Origin of the sequence: Polyangium sp. 6x1 (genome assembly GCF_029946515.1) — a bacterium.
GTDB lineage: Bacteria > Myxococcota_A > Polyangia > Polyangiales > Polyangiaceae > Polyangium.
Window position 1 is genome coordinate 1 of the sequence record NZ_JARZHH010000101.1, and the last position, 26,736, is coordinate 26,736.

Genomic DNA, 26,736 nt, shown 5'->3' on the forward strand with positions numbered 1-26,736 from the left:
TGGCGGCGGGCCTCGGAGATGGCGAGGAGATCGATCTCCCCTCGTCGGTCGCGCCGCGCGCGAAGGGCGGTACGGAGCCGTTCCTCCCGCGCCCCGCGCCGGGCAAGGCGCCGGCCGCGCCGCTCGCGCCGAAGCCGCCCGTGCTCCCCGCCGCCAAGCCGAAGCCCGCCGCCGTCCCGGCGCCCGCGCCGAAGCCCGTCGCCGCGCCCGCGCCGAAGGCCGCCGAGGCCACGGAGCTCGATCTGTGGGGCGGAGACGACGACCCGGGCTTCGGCGAGATCGATCTTCCCTCGCCGGCGAAGCCCACGGTGCGGCAGATGCCCGCCGCCGCGCCCGCGCCCGAAGAGGAAGATCTCGCGGACCTGCCCATGCCCGCGAAGCCCACCGTGCGGCAGATGCCCGCGGCCGTGAACGAGTTCCCCCTCGACGATGAAGAGGAGGAGGACGCGGCGCTCGCGGCGATCGAGCTGCCCCCAGGCATGCCCTCGAACAAGCCGACCGTCCGGCAGATGGCGACGCCCGTGACGGCGTCGCTCGAAGTCGACCTGCCTTCGCCTTCGCCTTCGCCCGCGCCCACACGCGCGGCCGCGGCCGCGGCGAAGCCGGGTCCTCCCAAGCCGCAAGACAAACCGACGGCGCCCGCGCGTCCCGCGGCGAAGGGCTTCGGCGAGATCGACCTGCCTTCGCCCGCGCGCCCCGCCGCGTTGAAGCCGCCGCCGAAGCCGGACGAGAAGCTCACCCCGCCCGCGCGTCCCGCGACGAAACACGCGCCCGACGCGGAGCTCGATCTGCCGAGCCCGGCGCGCCCCGCGGCGAAGAACGCGCCCGAGCTCGATCTGCCGGCCCCCGCGCGTCCCGCGCCCGCGGCGAAGGGCTTCGGCGAGATCGACCTCCCCGCGCCGGCGCGGCCCGCCGCCGCGCGCCCCGCGCCGCCCGCGGCGAAGGGCTTCGGCGAGATCGATCTCCCCGCGCCGGCGCGCGCTCCCGCGAAGAACGAGCCCGCCGATCTCCCCGCGCCGGCGCAGCCCGGCCCGAGGCACCGCTCGTCCGGCGCGATGGCGGCGCCGCAGCGCGGGAAACCTTTGAGCAGCTTCGATCTGCCCGCCGTCAGCGCCGACGAAGCGCTCGACCTCGGCGCGTTCGGCGAGATCGATCTGCCCGCGCCCGACCTCGGCGCGTTCGGCGAGCTCGATCTCCCCGCGCCCGAGGGCGCCGCGTCGTTCGGCGACCTCGAAATGCCGCTGTCGCCCCCTCCGGCCGCGGCGGCTCGCAAGTTCGATCCCAACGCGACCGTGCCGGCCTCTGCGATCGCGGCCTTCGACCCGGGCGACTCTGGCGAGCTCGAGTTCCCCCTCGGGAGTGATCCTTCGCCTGCGCCCGCGGCCCCGCCCGCGGCGCCGCCGCGCGCTGCCGCGCCTGTAACCTCGGGCTTCGAGCTCGACGACGCGGCCTTCGACGCGGCCTTCGCCGATCCCCCGCCGAACAAGGCCGCCGCCGCGCCCAAGGCGGTCACGCCGCAGCCGCCGACGAGCGCACGCAGCGCGAGCCCCATCTCCAAGCCGGGCGAGGAGTTTTTCCTCGGCGAGCCGGACATGGACCTCTCGACGGGCGCTCCGATCAGCGTGAACGCGCAGACCCAGCGCGTCGACGTCCCCGCGGCCCCCGCGATCCACGCGCCCGAGCCGCCCGAGCCGCCCCCCGACAGCAGCGCCAGCATCGGCGACGAGGTCGACCTCGTGCCGGGCGAGTCCGAGGGCCTCGACGCGCTCGGCAAGCGCGACAAACCCCCGAAGAGCCTCGCCCACCCCGGCAGTGAGAAGCGGACCCGCGGCCGCGGCCGCGTCTACGGCATCGGCGCGGCCGTCCTCTTCGCGATCGGCGGCGGCGCCCTCGCGCTCCTCCCCGACATCGGCCCGTTCGGCGCGCACGCCGTGAGTGATCTCGTGAACGCCTCCGCGCACGCCGACGCGCTCACGGGCCTCGAAAAGAACACGCAGGCCACACTCGACGAGGACACCGCCGCCGCGGCCGCGCGCGCGCTCGAAGCTGCCAAGGCCGCGCAGCTCGCGCGCCCGCGCCATCGCGCGACGGCCGCGTATGCTGCCTTCGTCGCGTTCTCGCGCAGCCTCCGCCATGGCCGCCGCGGCGACGACGAGACCCTCGGCAAGCAGCTCCTCGGCCAGACGGAGAGCCCGAGCCGCGAGCGCACCCTCGCCGTGGCCGCGCAACACGCCCTCGCGGGGCGCCTCGATCCGGCCCGCCGCCTCGCCAAGGACGCGCTCGACGCCGCCCCGAACGACATCGACGCCGCCGTCCTCCTCGGCGAGATCGAGCTCACCTCCGGCGCCTCCGCCGACGCGCTCGTCGCGTGGAAGCGCGCCGTCTCCATCCGCAAAGGCGCACGCGCTCTCTACGGCCTCGCCCGCGCCGAGCTCGCGAAGGGCGACGCCGCTGCTGCCGAAAAGAGCGCGCGCGCCGCGCTCGAAGCCTCTCCCAAGCACGCCGGCGCGCGCACCTTGCTCGCCTCGATCCTCGGCCGCGACCCTTCCAAGGAAGCCGAAGCCCTCGAGCTCGTCGCCAAGGTCACCGCCGAGGGCGACGTCCGCGCCTCCGCGAGCGACACCGAGCTCCTCGAAGCCCACGTCGTGACCGGGTCCATCCACCTCGGTCGAACCCGCATCTCCGCCGCCGAGCAGGCCTTCGCCGCTGCGCTCAAGATCGACCCTCGCAACGCCGATGCGCTCGTCGGCGACGGCGAGCTCCTCTACCGGTCGAGCCGCTACTCGCAGGCCCTCCTCCGCTTCGAGGAGGCCATGCGCGCCGACGAGACGAGCGTCGCTGCTCGCGCCGGCGCGACGAAGACCCTGGTCGCGCTCGAGCGCCCCAAGGACGCGAAGGTCATCGCCGAAAAGCTCCGCAAGGACAAACCCGACCTGGCCGCGGGCGCCTACTGGCTCTCCCTCACCGAGGCCGCGCTCGGCAACCGACAGGGCGCCGAGGCCCTCCTCAACGAGGCCATCAAGCTCGGCGGCGCGCAGACCGACGTCGTCGTCGCGTCCTACGTCGCGCTCTCGGAGATCCTCGCCGCCGTCGGCCGCAGCGACGAGGCCCAGGCCAAGCTCACCGAGGCCAGCGCCAAGTTCCCCGGCCTCGCCGCGCTCCACCGCGCCATGGCCGAGGTCCACACGGAGGCCGGCCGTTACCCCGAGGCCCGCACCGAATTCGAGGCCGCGCTCGCCAAGGAAGACGACCTCGGCACGCGCTTCCGCCTCGGCATCACGCTCCGCCGCATGCGCGCGTTCGACGACGCGCAGAAGGTCTTCGACCAGATCACGGCCGTCGACAAAGATTTCCCGGGCCTCTCGCTCGAACGCGGCCTCCTGTACGAGGAGACGGGCCAGAGCGAGCGCGCGCTTTCGATGTACGCGGCGGCGCTGGAGAAGGCGCCGACGGACGTCGACCTCAAAATGCGCGTCGGCTCGGCGCAGGTCATGGCGGGGCACGCCGCGCAGGCCGAGCCCATTCTGCGCGATGTCTTGAAAGAGCGCGCTGGCTCCTCCGACGCGAACCATTTCCTCGGCCGAGCCCTCCTCTTGAAGGGCGGCTCGTCGGCCGCGGGCGAGGCGATTCGTTTCCTCGAACGGGCCACCGAAATCGACGGCAACCGCGCCGAGTATTTCCTTTATGTCGGCTGGGCGGCGAACGTCCTCGGCCAGTTCCCGAAGGCCGAGGCGGCGTTGAAGCGCGCCTTGGAGCTCGACCGGGAGCTCGCGGACGCGTACTGGCAACGGGGCGTCTTGCTCCACAAGCAGGGCCGCACGCTCGACGCCCTCGCGGACCTCGAGGTCGCCTTGCAAAAGCGCCCCTCGCGGCACGAGGCGCACGCCACGATGGCGCTTTGTTATCAGGAGCTCGGCCGCTGGCCGGAGGCGCAGACGGCGTGGCAAAAGGCGATCGCCGGCAATGGCTCGGTCGCCGAATGGCATTATCGGCTCGGCAAGATCTTCGAATCGAACGGGAACAAGCTCGCGGCGACGCCGGAGCTCGACAAAGCCGTCGAGCTGCTCACGCAGAAGGGCGGCCCCGTGGAGAGCTGGCACGCGGACGCGTATTTCCTCCACGGCGAGGCCATGCGCGCGACGGGGCAAAAGGACAAGGCCGTGAAGAGCTATCTCCGATTCAAGGAGGTCGCGGCGATGGACAATGCGTACCGCACCGACGTGGAGCGGGCGTTGGTATCGCTGGGGCACGGGCCGTAGGGCGATGTCCTTCCGGCGTACGTGGAAGGTGTCGAGCTCATTCACGCCTGGCGTCGCCCGTGTCCGGAGCGCACCGTCCCGGGCAACGTGAACGAGGTGCCGAGAGGTCGAAGGCACGCTCGCCGTGCTTGCCGATAACGGTCGGGGGCTTCGTCGACGGGCTCGCTGCGGTTGTCGGCAAGGGCCGGGGGCTCCGTCGACACAGATCGTGAAGGGATTCGACGCGCCGGTCGGTGGTCGTGTCCCCCTCTTCATCGCCAGATAGGCCTTCGATCGAGCGGCCCCGTTTCTTCAAGATCGCCGCCACCCGCTTTGACGAGCGTATGCGCATGCACGTTCAGCCGCAGCGGGTCGCGGCCGGGCTCGGCCGAGCGGGTCTGCGAAGGTCATTCGCCGCGCCTATGGGAGGGATGCGAATTCGCGGGGTTTCTCGACGCTTTGAGAAGACGCATCCTGGAGGGGTCGCTGGAGCAACCCAGAGCCGGCGGCGGCTTTCCCTACCCGTCTTTCCCTACCTGTCCAAGGAGCAACGATGAGCCAAAGCAAGACCTCCCCCCGCACGTTCTCCAACACCGCGCGGGTCTTCGGCCTGGGCGCGCTTCTCGCCGGCGTGGTCGGCTGCGTCGACGGCCCGGGCTTCGACGAGCACGAGATCGAGGCCACCGGCGAGGCGAGCTCGGCCCTCCTCCCCAACAACTGCTCGGATCGAGCGAAGAACATCTGGCGCGCCGCCAGCCTGATGGCCACCTACATCCCGGGCGCTGGCAACGCCGCGAGCGCGGGGATCTCCCTCCTCGCCGCGGTCCAGTCGGGTCGCTGCTCCCACAACCAGGCCGAGGTCCTGACGATGGATCAGATCCGCGCCGAGATCACGGCCATCAGCGGCCAGGTGGTCGACAACGCCCTGCGACAGCAGCTCGTCCAGTCCGCCGACACGTTGCTCCGCCTCCTCGAGCCCTACCAGGACGAGCTGGAGAACATCGACGCGCTCACCGTGGCCCAGCGGGCGCAGCTCTCCAAGGACCTCGAGAACCTCGCCATTCACGCGGTCTTCCTGGAGGCAGACACCGCGAATCTCAACTGGCCGATCCTCCCGGTCTATGTGCAGTTCGCTTCGCTCAAGCTCGGCATGTACCAACTGGCCTACGAGATGCGCGAGCCTGGACCCGAGCGCGACGATCTCGAAGAGGTGCTCGCGATCGAGCGGCAGGCGTCGATCGACATCCTCGTCGAGCACGAGACCCGGTTCGTGCAGCGCGGGCAGAATCTGATGCGGGATTACTACTTCAACGGCAATCGATTCTGGATCGACACCAAGGTGACGAACGGCAGCGACACGGTGGTGCTCGTCAACTGGTACTGCGAAAGGAACGCCTTTCAACCCAACAAATGCAGCAATCGGTTTGACCGGCGCGATGAGTTCTTCCACGAGGCGCGTGGCAGGTTCCGTGATCTCCGCACGAAGCAAAACACCGTCATCGACAGCAACTACCTGGCGTTCAAGAACGCCCTGTTCAACACCCAGGCCCCTGCGTTCAAGCTGGAGTCGGGGGGCAACAACTACCGTGGTGTCCCCAATATCCTCCAGGCGAACAGGGTCTGCCTCAGCGCCAGCCCGGAAGGGACGTTCTCGGTGCCGGTATGCGGGGCGGACGACGACGTGTCGAACGCCAACCTCCTCTTTGGGCTCATCCCCACGACCGGCCAGCTCTACAGCCTCGGCCAGAAGGTCTGCCTCCAGGCGGACGACGCAGGCGTCCTCTCGAGCGGGCCGTGCGAGGAGGTGGCGCCGCCGGAGCCGAGCCTCGACGGGAGCCCCGCGGCGCCGCCTTCTCACCAGAGCTGGGGTCACCATCCAAGCGGGTACTTCATTCACCTGGCGACCGGCCTCTGTCTGAACCTCGACCAAGACATCGTGATGCCCCAGAACCACCAAGTGAAGTCGGTGCCGGGCGCGGGTGTGGTGCTCTCGCCCTGCGACTTCGGCTCGGTGGGGTACCACGAGCAGCAGGTCATCTACTCGGGGGGCGAGGGTCGCTCGACGAGCGATCTGGGCGAGGACGTGTGGCGCGTGGTCCCGACGACGATCGCCGACTGGCAGGTCGAGTAACCGAGGCGAGGGGCGCGCTGGGTCATCTCGAACGACCTGCGCGCTTGCATTGCTCTCCTGGACGCCGATGATGACGCGTGGACTTCGATCTTCTTCGGTCCTTTCAAGAGGTCGCGCGCCGCGGGAGCATCACGGCCGCCGCGCGCGGCCTCGGCGTGAGCCAGCCGAGTTTGACGCTCGCGATGCAGCGCCTCGAGCGCGAGCTGGGCACGACGCTCCTGCACCGCGGACGCAGTGGCGTCGCCCTCACCGAGACGGGCCTCGCGCTCGCCCGCGACGTCGACGACATCCTCGCCATGGTCGCGCGCACAGAGCAGCGCATCCGCGGCCTGGAGGAGGAGGAGACCGGGCGCTTCGTCGTCGGCTGCCATGAGTCGCTCGGCGCCTACTTCCTCCCTGCATTCATGCAGAGCTTTCTGGTCGAGGCGCCAGGGATCGAGCTCACCTTGTGGAACGGCGCGTCGGCCGGGGTGCGCGACGCCGTCGTCGCCCGTGAGGTCCAGTTCGGGGTGGTGGTGAACCCTTCGCCTCACCCGGACCTCGTGCTCGTCCGGATGTTCGACGACGCGGTGGACTTTTTCACAGCCGAAGCGCCCGCCGGCACACTCGCCGCCGCGTATGACCGCATCCGGCGCGGCCCCCTCGTGCATGCGAAGCGGGTCACCGAGAGCCAAGCGCTCATCACCCAGCTCGAAGGCGAGGGGGTCGTCGCAGAGCGCGAGCTTGCGTGCGGCGACTTCGAGCTCGTCAAGACGCTCGTCGTCGAGGGGATTGGCATCGGCATCCTGCCGAGGCGCGTCGCTGCCTACGGCGCGGGCGAGGACCTCGTGCGGCTGCACCCAGACCTCCCCCATTTCGACGACGCGATCCATCTCGTCTACCGCGGCGACCTGCACAAGACGCGCGGGGCGATGCGCCTCAAGGACGCGCTGGTCGCCCACGGCAAGGCGCTGCGCTCGGCGCCTCGCTCCTCGACCGGGCGCAAGTCGGGGCCCGTATCGTCGCGCTAGCTGGCTGCCTCGGCCGCGCTCGGCGCGTCCGCCGGCCTCCTCCTTCGCCGACGCGTCACCTCCCGTCGCCGCGCCGCCTGATTCGCGGACCCCTCTTACCGCACGCCCACCTCGAACACCTTCTCATACTCGCCCGCCTTCACCTTCAGCCTCGCGTCTCCGACCGCCGTCCCCGCGAGCTTCACGCAGCTCGGCGACGACCACGGCGGCGCGGCCCACGGCGGCAGGTCCGACGGCATGTCCGGGCGCGCGACCGTCAGGGTCTCGGACGGCTCGAAGACCCATTTCGCCCCGACCACCGTCTTGCGCCCCGATTTCGCCTGAAAGCAAATCGTCTCGCCGCCCGCCCCGACGCCGATCTCGATGCGCCCTTCTCCCGACCCCTCGGTCGCCTTTCGGGTGATGTCGTCGATCGAGGTCACGACCTGCACGTCGACCGACCCGCGCTGGTCACCTGCCCGCACGTCGAGCGACACCGCGCTCGGAGCCGACGTCATCACCTCATAACGATCCCACGTGCGCCGTGAGACCTCCGCCCCGTGGGCGCGCACCTCGAGCGACTCGTCCACGAGCTGCATCTCGTTTGCGCCGAAGAGCACGATTCCGAGCTCCGCTGGCGCCCCTTGGAGCAGCGCCCATTCCCCCGCTTCCATCTTCTCGTCCAGGAGCTCCCGCGGGAGGACGGAGATCCGCTGCACCGCCGCGGTCTCGATCTCGACCCTATCGAGCAGCTTGCTCGTCCGCGGTTCGAGGAGCCGCAGCAATGCCTTTCCCTCGGACACGCCCCGCAGGACGAGCGTGGTCGGGCCGGGCGATGGGAGCCTCGCGACCGTGGAATCGACGAGCCTCGCCTCGAACCCGGCCACATAGGGCGCGCTCGGCGCGTTCGCATAGTACACGGACACCGTTTGCGTGCCCCCGACGGCCGTGGCGAGGAGATCGGCCACGTCCGCGTCGTTGATCGTGTGTGCGCCGATGAAGACCAGGCCCTTCGGCGTCAGCTCCGAGCACGTCTCCCCGGGCGGGCACTCGCCTTGCGCGCGCGCGCGCTCCCCGTATTCGCAGGCCACGAACGAGAGCCCCACGAAAACGAGGCCCACCGCCGCCACGAGCCTCCGCCTCCGCGCACCTTCCGAGCACCGCCCTTTCGATTGCGCCTTCATCGTGCACCCCCTCGTGCGCTGCCCATCCCCTCACGCATTCCTCTGGAGCCACGTGCACATGGCAGCAAGAGGCTGGTCCGCCCCTGCCCATCACCCGACCCGGTCCCCGCCCCGTCACGATCTCACCCTCTCCGCGGACGCCTGGATCGACCTCCTGGGGCGAGCGCGTCCTCTCCGCCGACGTCCTCTCCCTTTCCGAGGACGCCTCTCGTCCTCCCCTGAGGACGCCCTCGCCACGCCGCCCCGACCTCCTCCCTCCATCCCGAGGCCACTCTCCTCCTCCTGACAGCTCGTCCTCCTCCCCCCTGAAGGACGATTCCATCCTCGCCCCCGACCACCCGCACCCCCCACCGCCCGCGCCCCCTCCTTCTCCCTCGGGACGACTTCGTGCTCCCCCTGTACGACTTCATCCCCATCGAACGTCGATCGCGCACCCCTACCAGGAGGTGCTCGATGACGACCGGTCCCTACGCCACCTATTCAGGCCCCTACGACGTCTCCCTCGCCGCGTTGAAGGACGACCTCTTCGACCTCCCCGCTGGCGGTGCCAAGGGCTTCCGCGGCGTGCAGCCGGGAATCGAGGACGTCATCCACGAGCTCGCCGCGAGCTTCCCCGCCATCGGCGAGGCCGCGGGCATCTCCCCCAAGCTCTACGAGCGGTTCGTCGCGGAGACCCAGAGCATCGACGCGCTCCTCCAGAAGGAAGCGCTCCTCGAAAAGCTGCTCGAGGTCACCCGCGAGTCGCGCCGTCTCAAGACCCACCAGCGCGAGAACACCATCGCCCGGATCGTCGACATCACGAAGTCCACCGCCCAGCGCACCCGCGACAAGACCCTCCTCGCCCCCTTCGAGAAGACCCTCCGATACAATGCCCAGATCGCCGTGAAGAGCGCGAAGACCCGCCGCAAGAACCAGGCGGCGAAAGACGCCCCCGCGTCAAGCGTCGACACGTAGCCCCGCGCCTCCCTCCGCTTCGCCTCGCTCGCCCCCTCGGCGGCCCTGTCTGCCCTCCTCGGCCATCCAACAGGCGTCCGCGCTAACCCATCGATTCCACTCTCATCTGTAGTCTACCTTCGCGAGTTTGTAGACCCGTCCCGCACGATCAGCCTACCCTTGGAGGACTCATGGGCTTCTGTAGGCACGCTCGGGGCGGAGCGACGAGCAGGGCGCGATGGATCGCGTTGCTCATGCTGGCCTTGCCTTTCGGCATGGGGTGCTCCTCCGGGCCCCCGTCGACCAGGTTTCTCGTCGAGGTCGCAATCACCGCGAAGGCGAACCGGAATTCGCCCGTCCCCATGACCATGGTCGCGGTGCAGGACGCGAAGCTCTTCGACCAGATCATCAAGCTCACCGCCAAGCAGTGGTACGAGCAGCGCGAGCAGATGCGCCGGGATTTCCCGAGCGGCACCGCGTTCACCGAGTGGGATTGGGAGTTCGTCCCCGGCCAGGCGCCCCCGCCCATGGTCGTCGAGGTCGACGGCAAGGCCGTCGGCGCCGTCATCTTTGCCAATTACCGCTCCGCCGGCGATCATCGCTTTCGTATTGGCCCGCAGCGCCGGATGCGGGTCGACCTCGGCGACGACGACCTCGTCGTGAGCCCCCTCGATGCTCCGGAGGAATGACATGCGCGCCGACGACATTCCGCTCGCGATTCAATGGCACGACGGGATGCTCCTGTCGCCGCAGCACTTCCAGGAGGCCGATCGCAGGTCCGAACGCCTGCTCGCCTACCACCAGATCCAGGCCTCGCCGTATCACCACGGCATCGTCACGCTGAAGCTCGCCGAAGGCACGCTCGGCAGCGGCCTCGTCCGCGTCCAGAACGTCGAGGCCATCATGCCCGACGGCACCCTCGTGCATCACGCCGGCGGCAAACACGACCTCTCCGTCGACCTTCGCCCCCAGGCCGCGCTCGTCCGCGACGCACCCGCCACCGTCTACCTCGCCGTCCCGCGCGCGCAGCTCGCCGTCTCCGCCTCCGCCGCGGACCTCGCGCGGAACCGCTCCGCCGAGGGCTCGGCCGTCGTCGACGAGCACACCGGTGAGGATCCGCTCGAGATCCCGCGCATCGCGCCGAGCGTCCGCCTCCTCGTGGCCGCCGAGCCGCCGCCGCGCCTCGTGTGTTTGCCCATCGCGCGCGTCCGCCTCGAAGGCGAGGCGTTCGTCGCGACCGACTACATCCCGCCGACGCTCGGCATCGCGCCCGGCTCCGCGCTCGACGAGATGTGTCAACGCCTTGCCGGTCGCCTCCGCGAGAAAGCGATGCGCCTCGCCGAGAAGGCGAACTTCCTCTCGCGCACCACCGATCGCGAGCTCATCGGCGAGGTGCGCCGCCAGATCCAGTGCCTCGTCTCCGCGCTCCCTCCGTTCGAGGCCGTCCTCTACTCGGATCGCCCGCATCCCTTCTCGCTCTTCGTCGCGCTCACGGGCCTCGTCGGCCAGATCTCCTCGCTCGCGCGCACGCCCGTCCCGCCGCTCTTGCCGAAGTACCGGCACGACGATCTCCGCGCGACCTTCGAGAACGCCCGCGATCACATCTTCCGCATGGTCGACGAGGGCATCATCGAGTCGTTCACGGCGTATCCGTTCGACCTCAAGGACGGCAAATACAACGTCCTCTTCCAGCGCGAGTTCCGCACGCGCGCCCTCGTCGTCGCCGTCCGCGTACAGCGCGGCGTGCGTGAGGATCAGCTCCTCAACTGGATGAACGGCGCGCTCATCGGCGCGCCGGGGCGCCTGCGCACCATGCAGGAGAGCCGCATCCTCGGCGCCGGTCGCAAGCGCGTCGAGCGCCACGGCGATCTCGTCGCGACGCCCGGCACCTTGCTCTTCGAGCTCGAAGAGCAGAGCGTCTACCTCGATCCAGGCGAGCCGCTCACGGTATGCAACACGGCCGATCCGACGGGGCAGAGCGGGCCCTCCGAGGCGGTCCTTTACGTGAAGAGCGGGTAGGGGCGCCATGGCTGCTCCTCCGGGACGACCCGCGCTGAGCCCCAAGCAGGCTGCCCTGCGGGACCAGCGCGTCCTCGTCGACGCGTTCTGCAACTTCCACGCGGACGTCGTCACGCAGAAGCGCCTCGTCGTCGCCTCGGGCGGCGCCCTGCCGTACGACGCCGTCCAGCAGCGCCTCCTCGACGCCTTCGAGCAACAAGCGAGCAAGATCCAGGGCTCGCTCCCCGAGCACGAGCGCCGCCTCTTCGAGGAGACCCGTTACGTCATGATCGCCATGGCCGACGAGGTCTTCCTCCACCTCGACTGGTCCGGCAAGGAGTTCTGGGCCGACAAACCGCTCGAGTCGATCGTTTTCCAGACCCGCGACTCGGGCGATCGTTTCTTCAATCGCATCGACGACGCCCTCAACGGACGAACGCCGGCGTCCTCGCAGCTCCTCACGGTTTATCTCACGGCCCTCGCGCTCGGCTTCCGCGGCCGGTACGCGCCGCTCGGCACCGGCGAGCCCGAGACCTACCGCGCGCGCATCGTCGACTTCCTCGCCCGCACCGATCCCGAGATCGTGCGCGGCGAGGACCTCTGCCCCCAGGCGCACGAGCACACCGCGACCGACGCGCCGCAAAAGCGTTTGCCCTCTCTCTCCCGAGGCCTCCTGCCGTTCCTCGTCGTCATCGTCGGCTGGTTCGTCATCGGTGAGATCCTTTGGCTCTATAAAACGGTCGAGCTCGACGACGTGCTCGATCGGATCGAGGACGCCACGTGACCGTCGGCACCCTCCTCAAGATCGTCGCGGGATTGATCGCGCTCGCGGTCGTCATCGCCGGCATCTACGCGTTCGTCCTCGCGCAGAAGAAGAAAGCGCAGAAGGCGCTGGAGGCGGCGAAGCGGGACGGCACGCCCGATCCGATCGCCGAGATCCGCGCCTCCTTCGACAAGGCCAAGGCCGCGCTCGTCAAGAAGGTCCAGGACAAGACCGCGCGCGAAGAGATGCCGCGTTACCTCGTCCTCGGCGAACCTTCGTCCGGAAAAACGACGCTCCTCGGCGGCTCGGGCCTCAGCGTCCAGCTCATCGAGGGCGGCGATCCCGCGCCCGGCGATGCCTCGGCCGTCAACCTCTGGATGCTCGGCAAGGCGCTGCTCGTCGACGTCGCCGGCCGCCTCCTTTTCGGCGAGGGCGGCACGCCCGCGCCCGATCCGCCGTATCGCGCGCTCCTCCACGAGCTCAAGCGTCTGTATCCGGATCGCCCCATCGACGGCATTCTGCTGACGGTCCCTTGCGCCGAGGTCATGCAGACGGCGCGCTCCACGCCTGCCGAGCGCAAGCGCAAGGCCACGATCCTGCGCGCCGCCGTCTCCCTCGCGCAGCAGACCCTCGGCATGAACGTGCCGGTCTACGTGATCGTCACGCAGACCGATCGCCTCGCCGGCTTCCGCAGCCTCGGCGCCGAGGTCACGCAGAACGGCCGCGACGACATCCTCGGCTGGTCGAGCCCGCACCCGCCGTTCACCGAGGGCTCGGAGGACTGGGCCTCCGAGGCGCTCGGCACGGTCCGGGATGCACTCCTCCGTTACCAGGCCCGACGTTTCGCCGGCGCGTCCGTCGTCCGCTCGCCCGACGACTTCTTCCTCTTCCCGAGCGAGATCGAGTCGCTCGGTGATGGCCTGCGCACGTACGTCGACCCCGTCTTCCTCGAAGGCGCGGGCCAGGAGACGCTCACCCTCCGCGGCATTTATTTCTGCGGCCTCGCCGATCCGCCCGCCGGACCTCCGCAGCTCACGGCCCCCGGCGCCACGCCCGCCGCGCTCGCGCCGCCCGCGCCTCCGAAGCCCGCGGCCGCCGCCGCGCCGGGCAAGGTCCTCTTCACGCGGGATCTCTTCGAGCACAAAGTGTTTGCCGAGCGAAACCTCGGCAAGCCCGCCGCCACCGCGCTCCGCAGCCGCCAGCGGATCAACCTCGCGCTCCAGATCGTGGCGTGTTGTCTCGGCGGCGCCTTCCTCGCGGCCCTCTGGATCGACGCCTCGCGCCTCGAACGCCGCACGACCGCGGTGATGCCGTTCCTGCGCGACGTCCAGAGCAACGTCCTTCAGGCGAAGAGCGAGACCCCGGGCACCGAGGCGAGCTTCGACACGAAGAAGCTGCGCGCCAAGGCCCTGATCGAAAAACTCGAGACGATCGAGGAGTCGGGCCGCCTACGCTCTCCGCTGAACCCTGCCTCTTGGTGGGGCCGCCTCGATCGCCGCGTCGACACGGCCTTCGTCGTCGCGCTCGAACAGGTCCTCGTCGACACCTTCCGCGCCGGCCTCAACGAGGAGGCCACGCACCTCTTGCGCCCGCTGCCGCCGCAACCCCCGCCCGACGCGTTTTTCCCGCTCAGCGTCGAGAAGAGCCAGGAGTACATCAACCTCGAAACGTGGCTGCGCGAGCTCACCGCATTCGAGGCCCACGTCGCGCGGCACGACGGCCTGCTCGGCGAGCTGCCGAAGGACGCCACGCCCGACGCGCGCATGCAGAGCGTCGCCGATCTCTCGGATTACCTGCTCGGCTACAAGACCTCGCCCACGATCGCGGTCGACTACTACCGCAATGCCCTCGCGCGCGGCGCGCGCCGCCAGCCCATCGACCTCGCCCCGCGCCGCGATCCGGCCCGCGAGAAGGCCATCGCGCTCTTCAAGGGCCTGCAGGATCGTGTCCTCGAAGCCTACAGCGACGCCGTCGTCCGCGCCGACGTCGAGCAGCTCGTGCAGAGCTTGAAGGACCTCGAGACGAAGGGCGCCGAGTACACCGCGCAGGATCTCTGGACCTTGCGCGACGCGATCGCCCGGGTCGAAGCGCACCTCGGCGCGCCCACGCTCGCGTGGGTCTCGGCCGAGTCGCTCCCGCCGAACGAGGGCATCGCGGGCCTCTTGAAGACCGTCAAGAACTCGCGCCTGCTCGGGCCCGACGTCGAGGCGTCTTTGCGTGGCGGCGTCGACGCGCGCCTGCTCGACCTGAAGACGTACGTCGCGAGCGCGGGCGCGCCCCTCTCCGGGCCGATCCTGGAGCGCAAGGGCGGCGTCCTGCTCATGCGCCTCTCGCCCTTCATCCTCGGGCTCAAGGCGCCCATCGACGCGCTCCGCCAGCAGACGTTCATGACGGCCGAGGAGGAGAAGACCCTCACGCCCGATCTCGATCGCTCACGCGTCGACTGGGACGCCGAGATCCTCAAGGAGGCCGCGCGTCTTCCCAAGGACTACGAGGCCTTCCTGCAAGGCGGCGTCCTCAAGACGGTCGACGCGCGCATCCGCAACACGATCTCCGACCTCACGGTTCGCCAGATCAAGGCGAGCACGCTCGGCGCCGTCGCTCGCGCCGCGCGCCCCGCGACGCCGCTGCCTGGTAACAACAATCGCCAGTTCGAGACCGTCCGCGGCGATGCGACGAACCTCGGCCTGGCGATGGCGCCCGTCCGCGAGATGATCGGCGCGTTCGTGCGCCTGCGCATGGACGACACGCGCGATCGCCTGCGCGAGCTCTTGCGTGGCCAGGGCTCCGAGGTCCTCGGCCGCGCCGCCGACGTCCTCCGCGCCGAGAACCTCTACGGCCTCAAGAAGGGCGGCTTCACCTGGTGGGACGGCAAATCCACGCCGGCCTTCGAGGCGTTCAGCGTCCCCGACGCGGGCCGTTTGTCCGAGTATGCCGCGGCCCAGCGCACGCGCGCGGCCACGATGCACAAGGAGCTCGCCGAGCCCTTGCTCGCGGCGATGGAGAGCCCCGAGGTCGCGGGCGACGCGACCGGCGATCCCAACGTCACGCTCTGGCAAAACGTCGCCTGGCCGCTGAAGGATTACGAGAACAAGAAGGCGGGCAACGGGGTCTCGAGCCTGGAGACCTTCATGCTCAGCGACCTGCCGCTCATCACGGCGAAGAACTGCATCGCCGAGCTCGACAAACGCGCCGGCGTCGAGGGCTCGGGCGGCTTCTTCGCGGGCAAACAGAAGTACATCGTCGAGGAGCTGCGCGAGCGTTGCCGCGTCCTGGCCGGCGAGGAGATGCGGGATCGTTATGCCGCGCTCCGCCGCACCTTCAACCGCGAGCTCTCGGGCAAGTTCCCCTTCGTCAAGATCGAGCCGGGCATCCGCGTCGAGGACGCGCGTCCCGAGACCGTGCGGCGTTTCCTCCAGGACGCGGCCGATTTCCGCTCCGATTTCGGCTACGTCCTCGGCAAGGACACGAAGGCCTCGGCCGGCGAGGTCGGGCGATTCCTCGAAAAGATCGAGGCCGTCCGCGCCTTCATGATGCCCATGTGGGCGCAGGTCGAGTCGGCCGAGGACGGCATCTACGACGTCAAGGTCGAGTTCCGCGTCAATCCCGGCCTCGAGGTCGGCGGCAACCGCATCGCCGAGTGGGCCATGCGGCTCGCGGACGAACGCCTCTGGCGCGACGGCCCCAAGGTCGAGGCGAGCTGGCGCGTGAATGACCCGGTCCGCGTCGATCTGCGCTGGGCGAAGAGCAGCCTCGACGTGCCGCTCTCGACGCAGGGCCCCAACGTCACCGTCGCCGATCGGACCGTGACGTTCGAGGAGCGCGGCCCCTGGGCGCTCTTGCGCATGATCGCGTTCCACCAGACCGCAGCGCGCGACGGCGCGCAGAAGACCGAGGGCGGCTCGCACGTGCTCGGCTTCGTGGTGCAATCGTCGCCCGATCCCACGGGCGGCTTCATCGAGCGCGTCGGCACCGACGCCAACACCGTCCGTGTCTTCGTCCGCCTTGCGCTCACCGGCGTCGAGAAGGACCGGCTCCTCAAATACCCCGAGTTCCCGGCGATCGCCCCGAACCTTTAGGAGACAGAGCCTCGATGTCGACGAAGGCCCCGCTCATCGATCTGGAGACGCTCCTTTCGCCCATCTCCGAGGAGGCGCCGAGTGGTTCGTCTCTCCGGTACGAAGGCACGTACGATCGTGTCCGCGAGGCGCGCCGCGAGGACGATGCCTCGCTGCCCATGGGCGAATGGGAGACCAAGCTCAAGGTCGCCGACTTCGCGCTCGTGGACAGGCTTTGCCAGGAGGCGCTGCGCAAGAAATCGAAGGACCTGCAGATCGCGGCCTGGCTCGTGGAGGCGTGGCTCCGGCGCTACCGCGTGAAGGGCATCGGCCAGGGTTTGTCCCTCGTCGCCGGGCTCTGCGAGCGGTACTGGGACGGCCTGTTCCCCGTGCTCGGCGACGACGGCGACGCCTCGGCGCGCGTCTCGCTTTACGAATGGATGGACGACGTCCTCTCGGATCGCCTGCGCCGCACGCCGTTCGCGGACGGCGACAACTCGTTCTCGCTGCTCGATTGGGACCTCGGCGGACAGCCGCAGCCTCCGGAAGGGGAAGGGGAGGGCGCGCGGCCGACGCGAGAATCGCTCCTCGCGAAGATTTCGCTCGGCGGCGCGGGTACGCGCTGGACCGAGGTCGCGCTCGACGCGGGCACGGCCATCATGGCGGCCGAGGCGGCCGAGGCGGCGATCGGCGCGCAGATCCCGCGCCCGCCCACGCTGCGCCGCGTGCGCGAGGTCCTCGGGCAGATCGAGGTCCTCGCGCGCGACGCGGCGCGCATCAACGGCGAGCACGTCCCGGAGGCGAGCGCGCCTGCGGGGAGCCCGCCGCCGCTCGGATCGGCTGCCGCGGCTGCGGCGGCGTTCACGGCGCAGGGCGGCGGGGGAGCGGGCGGCTCGTTTGGCATCACGAGCCGCGCCGACGCTTATTATCGGCTCGCCGAGGCGGCCGAGTACCTCATGCGGACGGAGCCGCACAGCCCCGTGCCGTACCTGGTCAAACGTGCGGTGCAGTGGGGCAACATGTCGCTCGCCCAGCTCCTCTACGAGTTCGTCGGCAACCCCGACGATCTCGTGGCGATACAGCGCCTCCTCGGGATGCGCGGGAGGGAGGAGTAACCGGGGGTGGACCGGAAAGCGGGAGGGAGCGAGCGCCCTCACGAGGGTGTTGTGTTGACGAGCCCGGACACGGTAAAAGGGTCAATGCCCCAGTAGTACATTCCGTGGTCGGGCGGTTTTTCGGGGAGTTCGTAAAGCCGCGGCTGCCGCCGCGAGAGCCGAGGAAGGGAGCCATCGATGGCAGAGAGCAAGCAGCACTGGCTGGACCGGAACCGTCCGCCGCGTGTGCAGATCACGTATGACGTCGAGACGGGCAACGCAATCGAGAAGAAAGAGATCCCGTTCGTGGTCGGCGTGCTGAGCGACCTGGGGCAGAACCCGGCGAACCCGCTGCCCAAGCTGAAGGATCGCAAGTTCGTCGAGATCGATCGCGACAATTTCAACGACGTCCTCGCCTCGACCAAGCCGGAGATCACGGTGAAGGTCGACGACGTGATCAAGGGGGCGGGCAAGATCTCGATCCCGCTGACGTTCACGCACCTCGACGATTTCCGGCCCGAGCGCCTCGTCGAGCGCATCCCGGAGCTGAACAAGCTGCTCCGCGCGCGCGAGCGCCTGAACGACCTCCTCGCCAAGCTCGAAGGCAACGACGAGCTCTCGGCGGCGCTGCGTGAGGTCATGGAGAGCACCGAGGCTCTCCAGAAGATCACGGCGGAAGTCTCCAAGGATCAGAGCTAGGCCGCGCGGAGGGTACGAACATGCCGGAAACTCAGAGCGTCAAGCAACTCATCGCCTCGAGCGCGGACGGCGGAGCGATCATCGATCAGATCCTCGCCGAGGGCGCGATGGTTCGGGGGGACAATCCCGTCCAGAAGAAGCATGCCCGCGACATCGTCGGCGAGTTCTGCCAGCAGATCCTCGACGAGCGTGATCCGAAGGACAAGCAGCGCGCCATCGATCTCGGCGCGGTCGCGGCCATTCAGGATCGCATCACCGAGATCGACGAGATCATCGGCAAGCAGCTCGACGCGATCCTGCACGCGCCCGAGCTCCAGTATCTCGAGTCGCGGTGGCGGGGTCTGCACTTCCTCGTCATGAACACGGAGACGAGCACGCGGCTCAAGATTCGCGTGATGAACGTCCGCAAGGACGAGCTCCGCAAGGATTTCGAGGCCTCGCCCGAGTTCGATCGCAGCTCGCTCTTCAAGAAGGTGTACGAGGAGGAGTACGGCACGTTCGGCGGCGCGCCCTACGGCCTGCTCCTCGGCGACTACGAGTTCGACGGTTCGCCCCCGGACGTCGGCCTCTTGACCGAGCTTTCGAAGGTCGCGGCGGCGGCGCACGCGCCCTTCATCTCGGCGGCGAGCCCGTTCCTCTTCGACATGGAGAACTTCGGCCAGATCGGCGTGCCCGGTGATCTCGCCAAGCTCTTCGAGAGCACGCAGCTCATCAAGTGGAAGGAGTTCCGCGAGACCGAGGACAGCCGTTATGTCGGCCTCGTCCTTCCGCACGTCCTCATGCGCCTGCCGTATGGCCCGAAGGGCGTTCCGGTGGACGGCTTCGTGTACGAGGAAAACGTCGGCGCGGAGGACAAGAACTTCCTCTGGGGCAACGCGGCGTACGCGCTCGGCCAGCGGATCACGAACGCGTTCGCGCATTATGGCTGGTGCGCGGCGATCCGCGGCGTCGAGGGCGGCGGCCTCGTCGAGAACCTCCCGGTGCACGTCTTCAAGACGAGCGAGGGTGATCTCGCGGTGAAGACCCCGACCGAGGTGGCGATCACCGATCGGCGCGAGAACGAGCTTTCGGAGCTCGGCTTCATCTCGCTCTGCTATCGCAAGAACAGCGGCCAGGCCGCGTTCTTCGGCGGCGCGACCGCGAACAAGCCCAAGGTGTACAACCTGCCCTCGGCGACGGCGAATGCGCGTTTGTCGGCGCAGCTCCCGTACATCATGGCGACGAGCCGGTTCGCCCATTACATCAAGGTCATGATGCGCGACAAGATCGGCAGCTTCATGACGAAGGACAACGTGTCGTCGTACCTCAACAACTGGATCGCGGACTACGTGCTCCTGAACGACGACGCGGGTCAGGACACGAAGGCGCGGCTGCCTTTGCGTGAGGCGCGGATCGACGTGACGGACGTGCCGGGCAAGCCCGGGGCGTACCGTGCGGTCGTTTTCTTGAAGCCGCACTTCCAGCTCAACGAGCTCACGGTCTCGATGCGCCTCGTGGCGGATCTTCCGCCTCCGGCTGCGTGACGGGCCTCGCAAATCAGTGTAGGGTATGATCAGGAAGTTGCCGCCCCGCGTTCGAACGGAGCGCGCGGGCGGCAACCGTCGACGGGGACGCGGAGGATTGCACGATGGAAACGAGTTTTTTTGAGATCGATGGCGTCAAAGGCGAGAGCACGGCGAGCCAGGGGAAGGACAAGATCGAGATCCTCTCCTTCAGCCACGGCGTCGCGATGCCCCTCACGGCGGGCGCCTCGGCGAACGCGCGCGCGCACGGCCGCACGGTTCATCAGGATTTCACGTTCAGCAAGTACCTCGACATCACGTCGCCCACGCTGAACCTCAAGTGCAGCGGCGGCGACAACATCAAGAAGGCCGAGCTCACCGTCTTCCAGGCCGACAAGAACGACGGCGACATGGTCCTCTATTACAAGATCACGTTCGAGGACGTGATCCTGACGAACGTCTCGGTGAGCGGCGGCAGCGGTGGTCGTCCCGTCGAGACGGTCACGCTCAACTACCGCACGATCAAGTGGTCGTACGCCCAGCAGGGCCAGCCTTCGCCGGCCGGCAAGAAGGGCACGGCCGAGGCGGGTTGGACGCTCCAGGAGAACAAGAAGCTCTAACCCGAGGACGAGCAATCGTCCCAGGGGAACGACAGAATGGCGAAAGCGTGGGGATCCACGAGCGCGGGCAGGGTTCCCCTGTTCGACCGTCTGGTCGACGAGAACCCTGCTCAAAAACAAGAAGCGGTCCCCTATTGCACATTCGATCGAGACGGGCTGCGCGCCTCGGTGGCCCGCGAGCTCGGTCGAATCCTCGGCACCCGCAGCCCCATCTCCGGCGACGACGCTCTCTCCCGGCAGCGCACGACCATCGATTACGGTCTTCCCGACCTCGAGCTCGGTGGCCGTGCGCTCGTCCCGGAGGAGCTTCGCCGCCTCGTGCGCCTCGTGCAAAAGTCGATCGAGGCGTACGAGCCGAGGCTCCACAACGTACGCGTGGAGATCAAGCGACGCGAGGACGCGCCGCCGCACGCGCGCCTCGTGGTCTCGCTCTCGGCGACGCTCGTCACCGACGAGGTGCGTGAGCCACTCTCGTTCGAGGCGCCGCTCGACGCGGGCCCAGGGGGCGCATGAGCAAGGGAGATCCCGATCGCGAAATGCTCGAGCTCTACGCGCGTGAGCTCGCGTATCTGCGCGAACGCGGCGCCGAGTTCGCGAAGGACTATCCGAAGATCGCGGCGCGCCTCGGCACCTCGAACCAGGCCTCGTCCGATCCGCACGTCGAGCGCCTCGTCGAGGCCTTCGCGTTCCTCTCGGCGCGCCTGACGCGTGACATCGAGGCCGAGCTGCCGATTTACACGACGTCGCTGCTCGGCGTCCTTTATCCGCAGCTCGCATGCCCCGTGCCGGCGATGGCGATCGCGGGCTTCGAGATCGACCCGAAGGAGGCGAAGCTCGGCTCCGGGTACACGGTCGAGAAGCACACGCCGCTCTTCGCGGCCTCGCAGACCGGCCCGGTTTGTCATTTTCGCACCGCGTTTCCGGTCACGCTCTGGCCGATCGAGATCGTCAATGCGGGCATGGTCCCGCCCGAGAACCTCGACGTCCCCACGTGGCTGCTCTCGAACGCAGCGGCGGCGCTCGAGATCGAGATCTCGACGGGCGGGGTTCCCCTCGACAAACTCGGCATGCGCTCGCTCCGCTTCCACATCGCGGGCGGCGGCATGGGCGCGGCGCGCCTCTACGATCTGCTCGCGGCGCACGCCGTGCAGGTCCTCGTGGTCGGGGAAAAACCCTCCGAGGACTGGGCGTACGGCAAGATCCGCCCCGTCGGCTTCGAGGCGAACGAGGACGTCCTGCCGTATCCGCCGCACGCGCACCGCGGCCATCGCCTCGTGCAGGAGTATTTCGCGTTCCCGGAGAAGTTTCATTTCTTCGACATCGAGCTGCCGAAGCTGCCGCCGCGCAAGAACGCGAAGATCCTGGTCCTCTTCGATCAAAAGCCGCCGGCCGGCGTCGCAGTCCGCCCGACGACGTTGAAGCTCGGCTGCACGCCGATCATCAACCTCTTCCCGCGCAGCGCCGAGCCCATCCGCGTCGATCACACGCGGCCCGAATACCGCCTCGTCGCCGACGCGCGCCGCGAGAGGACGACCGAGATCCATTCGCTCACCCGCGTCGCGGCCACCGCGCCGGGCGAGCCCAAACAGATCGACTACGCGCCCTTTTTCTCCTTCGTGCACCACCGCCCGGGGGAGCGGCCGCGCGCATTCTGGCACGCGCGGCGCGTCGCCACGGGCCGCAAGGATCTGCCGGGCACCGACGTCTGGCTCACGTTCGTCGACACCGACTTCAAGCTCGCGCGTCCCCCGTCGGAGACCGTCTACGCCGGCGTCCTCTGCACGAACCGCGACCTCGCGAACGAGATCGCCAAGGACACGCAGCTCTCGCCCGAGCGCCCCGTGCCGGCGAAGAAAATCGTTTGTCTCACGAAACCGACGCCCCAGCGCGCCGCGCCGATGGGCGGCGAAGCGCTCTGGCGGCTCGTCTCGAACCTGTCGCAGAACCACCTGTCGATCACGGACGACAAGACCGGCGTCGCCGCCCTGCGCGAGATCCTGCGCGCCTACGTCTTCGGCGATTCGCCCGACGCCGAGCGCCAGATCGACGCGCTGCTCGAAATCTCGAGCCGCGTGGTGACGCGCCGCCTCGGCAGCGACGCGTGGCGGGGGTATTGCCGGGGCCTCGAGATCACGCTCACGCTCGCGGACGAGCAGTTCGCCGGATCGAGCCCGGTCTTGCTCGCCTCGGTCCTGAGCCGCTTCTTCGCCTTGCAGGCGCACATCAATGCGTTCACCGAGCTCGTGCTGAAGCGAGCCTCGCGCGCGGAGGTCTGGAAACGATGGCCGCCCACGGCTGGCGAAAGAGCCCTTCTGTAGAGGCCTGGCTCTTCGACGAGGGACACGCCTTCGATTTTTATCAGGCCGTCTCCCTCCTCGAACGCTGGCGCGAGGGCGACGCCGTCCCCGTCGGCGAGGGCTCCGATCCGTCGCGCGAGAGCGTGCGCTTCTCCTCGAGCGTCGCGCTCTCCTTTCCGGAGACCGACGTCGCGCGCATTCGCCCTCCGCACCGCGAGGGCGAGCCCGCGCAGATGCTCGTGAACTTCCTCGGCCTCGGCGGCGCCCTCGGCCCACTGCCCCCGCCGGTCGTCGAGTCCATTTACATGCGCGCCGTCCGCGGCGACACCGCAGCCCGCGATTTTCTCGATATCTTCAACCACCGCCTCGTCTCGTTCGCCTATCGCGTCCGCAAGGGCCACCGCATCGGCCTCGGCGCCTCCTCGCCCGAGAAGGACGGCGCAGCGCGGCACCTCTTCGCGCTCCTCGGCCTCGGCTTTCGTGCACTCGAAGGCCGCCTCGCAGTCCAGGATCGCGCGCTGCTCGAACACGCGGCGAACCTCGGGAGCGAATCGCGCTCGCTCGAAGGCCTCGTGGCGATCCTGCGCCGGCATTTCGGCGTCCCCATCGAGCCCATCCCCCTCACAGGCGCCTTTCACCCGATCGAGGAGGGCGATCGCACAGCGATCGGCCGCTCGGGCCAGAACCGCGCGCTCGGCCGCGACGCTTGCCTCGGAGGTCGCTTCTGGGATCAGGAGTCGACGTTCGATCTGCGCATCGGCCCCATGAAGCTCGACGAATTCCTTCGATTCCTCCCAGACGGCGACGCGCTCCAGCCACTCTGCTCCCTCGTCCGTTTCTACGCCGGCGCACGATTCCACTTCGGCCTCATCCTCGTCCTCGCCGAAGGCGAAGCGCCACGGATCGAGCTCGGCAGCGCCACATGCGCACTCCTCGGCCAGATCGCCTGGCTCGGAAACGTGAACAAGAACGGCGGCAAGATCCGCGAGGTCCGTTTGTCCCGTGCAGCCATTCGGAAGGGCCTCGGCGAAGCGCTGGGGTGAGGCGCCGCGCCGGGGGGAGGCGCCGCGCCGGGGCTCTGCCCCGGGCCCCGCGGGGGCTGTCCGCCCCTCGACCCGGACCAGGGCCAGCCCTGGACCATTTGGGGAAGAACTGCGCTGCGCGCAGTTCTTCCCACAGGCCGCCGCTGTACCGCGTCGCCCGTTGAACCGTCTGCGCGGCTGTGTCGGTTGGCAGCGTCGCTCGTGGTCTTTCGCCCGTTGAACCGTCAGCGCGGCTGTGTCGGTTGGCAGCGTCGCTCGTGGTCTTGACCCGGCTGTTCGATGAACTGCGCATCGCGCAGTTCATCGACCCTCAGTCCAGCGCGGGCGCTGGTCCGGGTCGAGGGGCGGATAGCCCCCGTGGGGCCTGGGGCAAAGCCCCAGCGAAGCGCCTTCGGCTTGTCAACGGTGTGTGCGCCGCGGTATCGTGGCATCCCGATTTCGTGGGCATCGTTCGCCGTGACCGCGCCATTGGGAGAGGACGGGTCCTAGCCGCATGACGACCGCAGAACAGAGCCAGGGTGCCACGGAGAGCATTCCGAGCAAGCTTGGGAAGTTCGCCTCGGAGCAGATCGACAAGGCTGAGGTCACGGTCACGAAGGGCGTCTCGACGGTCCGGGACTCGACGAACCAGATCATCAGCAAGGCCGAAGAGCAGATCATCAAGCTCAACAAGGCCCTCTACGAGACGAAGAACGGCATCTCGTCCGGCATCGACACGGCCATCAAGGAGACTGAGGGCCAGCTCAAGGGGATCACGCCCGAGCTCAAGAAGATGGGCGAGGATGCGATCGCGACGGCCAAGGGCAAGCTTGACGGCCTCGTCGACGAGGTCGAGGGCAAGCTCGAATCGCAGAAAGACTCGCTCGTCAACGCGGCCAAGGATCAGATCCAGCGCGCGGCTGATACGGCGAAGAGCAAGATCGACGAGGTTGGACAGCTCGGCGAGGATCAGGCGACGAAGGTCCTCGATGCGGTGAAGGCGCAGGCGGACACGGTCGATCAGAAGCTTGGTGATCTCGGCGGACAGATCGACGGCAAGATCGAGGCGATTGGCGCTGATCTTCGCGGCAAGTTCGAGGCGGCCCTCGCGAAGGTGCCTGACCATGACGGCGCGAAGGTCGAGATGTCGGCGAACATCGACGCGGTCGTCGAGGAGCTGCGTGGTGCCACGAAGGGCTCGATCGAGCAGGCGCGCGAGACGCTGAAGTCGCTGGTCAAGCAGACGGACGACACGATCAAGCAGACGATCGGCGAGGTTCGGCGCACGATCGGCGAGGTCCCCGAGCGCATCAACCAGTGCGCGCAGGACATCCTCGCGAAGGTCAATGACGCGATCCAGAAGACGATCGATGAGATCTCGAACCTCGCGCATGGGCTCGTCGCGCGCACGGCGGAGCTGCTCAACGAGGCGCTGCTCACGATCACGAGCACCGTGGACAAACTCCTCGCCGATGGCTTCGCGCTCGTGCGAGGGATCAAGGCGGATCTCGATCGGTTGCTCGACAAACTGCTCGAACAGATCCGCGATCTGACGCTCGGCACGCTCGAAGACGTGCGCAAGGCGGCGAACGATCTGCTCGGCACGTTCGAGGCTGAATGCAAGAAGATCCTCCAGACGATGGAGGATTCCGTCATCGGCTCGGTCGAGGAGCTCGGCGGCAAGATGAACGCCTCGATCAAGGCGCTCCAGGCCGACCTCAACATCGACGCTGACAAGATCGTCCGCGATCTCGTGGCCGAGGGCGCGAAGGGCCATGACGACGCGCTCGCGGACTTCATCAGCGCTGGTTACTCCGAAGACACCTCGGTCATCCCCAAGATTCGGGCCAAGGGCGAGGCTGCGATCAAGCAGATCGAGGCCAAGACGAAGGCGCAAGGGGAGAAGCTGATCAAGGACTTCGAGATGCAGGCGACCCTGCTGAAGCCCAAGATCCAGGCGCAGGGCATCAAGGTCATCGCGCAGATCGCTGCGCTCGGGCCGAAGCTCGCGATGCAGGCGGTTCAGATCGCGTCGAGCATCGCTTCGAGCATCAAAGACAAGGGCGAGGCGGTCAAGAAGACGTTCGAGGAGCTGCAAAAGACGCTCGTCGACGCGATCACGAAGAAGATCCCCGATTACCTCGAGAACTGCAAGAAGCAGGTCAAGGCCGCGGCGGACGCGCTCGTCGAGGCCGGCAAGACGTTCTACGAGAAGACGCTCGCCGACATCATGGGGGCGATCAAGTCGGCCGAGGCGCGGTTCAAGCAGCTCGCCTCGGAGATGAAGGACCTCATCGAGACGCAGGTCCTCGAGCTCGTGGCCTCCATTCGCAGGACGGTGGAGAGCTCGATCCAGCGCTTCAAGGATCTCGGCAAGGCGTTCGAGGACAAGACGAACGCGCTCATCCACGACATTCCGGCGCGGCTCATCAAGCTGGAGCAGGTCGCGAAGGTCGCGGTCGATCGGGAAATCGCGCTGGCGAAGGGGCTCGCCAATGCGACGAAGGACGACATTCTCCTCAAGGCGCGGACGGCGCTGTCGGAGATCAAGAAAGCCGCGTACGGGGTCCTCAATGGCATTCAGGGCGACCTCGGGGCCGTGCAGGGATCGCTCGCGCTCGTGATTCCGGCGGGCGCGGGGCTCGACGCGGCGGGGGCGATCAACCTCGCGGTGTCGGGTGGGCTCGAAGGGATGATCGCGTCGGCGGCGAATGCGGCGTCGGCCGTGGTGGCGGCGGGCGTCAATGCGGCGGAGGCCGTGAATTCGGCGGCGGAGCAGGCCGCGGCGGCGATGAGCGCGGCGGGGTTCGAAGGTGCCTCGAAGGCATTGACGGACGTGCTCAACCAGCAAATGGGCGAGGTGCGGACGGAGGGCGAGAAGGCCAAGAACGTCATTGCCGCGGCGAAAGAGAAGATGACGGCCGTCGCCAAGGAGGCGACCGACACCGTCACGCAGGCGGCGCAGGCGGCGCAGGCCGAGGCCGCGAAGGTTGTGGAGGCCGCGAATTCGACGGGCGACGCGATCAAAGAGTCGGCGGAGAACCTGACGAAGGGCCTCGAAAAGGCGAAGGACATCGTCAAGGACGCCGGCAAGACCGCGATGCAATCGATGAAGGAGGCCCAGGACGCGCGCAAGGGCGGCGACGGCGCGCAGGCCGGCGCGGGCGCGCAGGCCGGAGCCGGCGGCGCGGATGGCGCGGCGGCGGGC

General features: G+C 68.7%; 17 protein-coding genes. 16 read left to right on the forward strand and 1 reads right to left on the reverse strand.

Going from position 1 to position 26,736, the window contains the following annotated elements:
* The 3 genes from QHF85_RS45760 to QHF85_RS45770 form a co-directional block, all read left to right on the forward strand.
* Positions 1–4,259, forward strand: a 4,259-nt coding sequence (locus QHF85_RS45760) for a tetratricopeptide repeat protein (protein WP_281333825.1), incomplete at its 5' end; no start/stop codon positions are given.
* Between the two features lie 532 nt (positions 4,260–4,791).
* Positions 4,792–6,369: a hypothetical protein gene (locus tag QHF85_RS45765; protein WP_281333826.1), complete on the forward strand. Its 1,578-nt coding sequence runs from the start codon at positions 4,792–4,794 to the stop codon at positions 6,367–6,369.
* A 77-nt stretch (positions 6,370–6,446) separates the two neighbouring features.
* Positions 6,447–7,379 carry a LysR family transcriptional regulator gene (locus tag QHF85_RS45770; RefSeq protein ID WP_281333827.1) on the forward strand — a complete coding sequence of 311 codons (933 nt, stop codon included), beginning with the start codon at positions 6,447–6,449 and terminating at the stop codon, positions 7,377–7,379.
* 95 nt (positions 7,380–7,474) lie between these two features.
* Here QHF85_RS45770 and QHF85_RS45775 read toward each other — a convergent pair whose 3' ends face one another.
* Positions 7,475–8,542 (reverse strand): hypothetical protein, encoded by a 1,068-nt coding sequence (locus QHF85_RS45775; protein ID WP_281333828.1) that lies wholly within the window; start codon positions 8,540–8,542, stop codon positions 7,475–7,477.
* A gap of 453 nt (positions 8,543–8,995) precedes the next feature.
* Between QHF85_RS45775 and QHF85_RS45780 the strand changes: the two genes are divergently transcribed.
* The 13 genes from QHF85_RS45780 to QHF85_RS45840 all read left to right on the forward strand — a co-directional run.
* A complete protein-coding gene (locus QHF85_RS45780; RefSeq protein WP_281333829.1) occupies positions 8,996–9,496 on the forward strand; it encodes a hypothetical protein in 501 nt (166 codons plus the stop codon).
* A gap of 233 nt (positions 9,497–9,729) precedes the next feature.
* Complete coding sequence (locus QHF85_RS45785; protein ID WP_281333830.1) at positions 9,730–10,164, forward strand: hypothetical protein; 435 nt, start codon at positions 9,730–9,732, stop codon at positions 10,162–10,164.
* A 1-nt stretch (position 10,165) separates the two neighbouring features.
* Positions 10,166–11,494 (forward strand): type VI secretion system baseplate subunit TssK, encoded by a 1,329-nt coding sequence (gene tssK / locus QHF85_RS45790; protein ID WP_281333831.1) that lies wholly within the window; start codon positions 10,166–10,168, stop codon positions 11,492–11,494.
* A gap of 7 nt (positions 11,495–11,501) precedes the next feature.
* Positions 11,502–12,257, forward strand: coding sequence for a DotU family type IV/VI secretion system protein (locus QHF85_RS45795; RefSeq protein WP_281333832.1), 756 nt, complete (start codon positions 11,502–11,504; stop codon positions 12,255–12,257).
* On the forward strand, positions 12,254–16,315 hold the full coding sequence (locus QHF85_RS45800; protein WP_281333833.1) for a type VI secretion protein IcmF/TssM N-terminal domain-containing protein: 4,062 nt from the start codon (positions 12,254–12,256) through the stop codon (positions 16,313–16,315). The genes QHF85_RS45795 and QHF85_RS45800 overlap by 4 nt, the downstream gene beginning before the upstream one ends.
* 14 nt (positions 16,316–16,329) lie before the next feature.
* Positions 16,330–17,409 (forward strand): type VI secretion system protein TssA, encoded by a 1,080-nt coding sequence (gene tssA, locus QHF85_RS45805; RefSeq protein WP_281333834.1) that lies wholly within the window; start codon positions 16,330–16,332, stop codon positions 17,407–17,409.
* A 177-nt stretch (positions 17,410–17,586) separates the two neighbouring features.
* The gene (gene tssB / locus QHF85_RS45810; protein ID WP_281333835.1) at positions 17,587–18,087 is read left to right on the forward strand and encodes a type VI secretion system contractile sheath small subunit; all 501 of its coding nucleotides are present in this window, start codon (positions 17,587–17,589) and stop codon (positions 18,085–18,087) included.
* 20 nt (positions 18,088–18,107) lie between these two features.
* A complete protein-coding gene (gene tssC, locus QHF85_RS45815; RefSeq protein WP_281333836.1) occupies positions 18,108–19,610 on the forward strand; it encodes a type VI secretion system contractile sheath large subunit in 1,503 nt (500 codons plus the stop codon).
* A gap of 104 nt (positions 19,611–19,714) precedes the next feature.
* Positions 19,715–20,209: a type VI secretion system tube protein Hcp gene (locus QHF85_RS45820; protein ID WP_281333837.1), complete on the forward strand. Its 495-nt coding sequence runs from the start codon at positions 19,715–19,717 to the stop codon at positions 20,207–20,209.
* Between the two features lie 36 nt (positions 20,210–20,245).
* Positions 20,246–20,722 (forward strand): type VI secretion system baseplate subunit TssE, encoded by a 477-nt coding sequence (tssE, locus tag QHF85_RS45825; RefSeq protein WP_281333838.1) that lies wholly within the window; start codon positions 20,246–20,248, stop codon positions 20,720–20,722.
* Positions 20,719–22,527, forward strand: coding sequence for a type VI secretion system baseplate subunit TssF (gene tssF, locus QHF85_RS45830; protein WP_281333839.1), 1,809 nt, complete (start codon positions 20,719–20,721; stop codon positions 22,525–22,527). Before tssE ends, tssF begins: the two co-directional genes overlap by 4 nt.
* Complete coding sequence (gene tssG, locus QHF85_RS45835; protein ID WP_281333840.1) at positions 22,491–23,549, forward strand: type VI secretion system baseplate subunit TssG; 1,059 nt, start codon at positions 22,491–22,493, stop codon at positions 23,547–23,549. The genes tssF and tssG overlap by 37 nt, the downstream gene beginning before the upstream one ends.
* 493 nt (positions 23,550–24,042) lie before the next feature.
* Positions 24,043–26,736 (forward strand): hypothetical protein (locus tag QHF85_RS45840; RefSeq protein ID WP_281333841.1); only part of this gene is annotated, 2,694 nt, incomplete at its 3' end.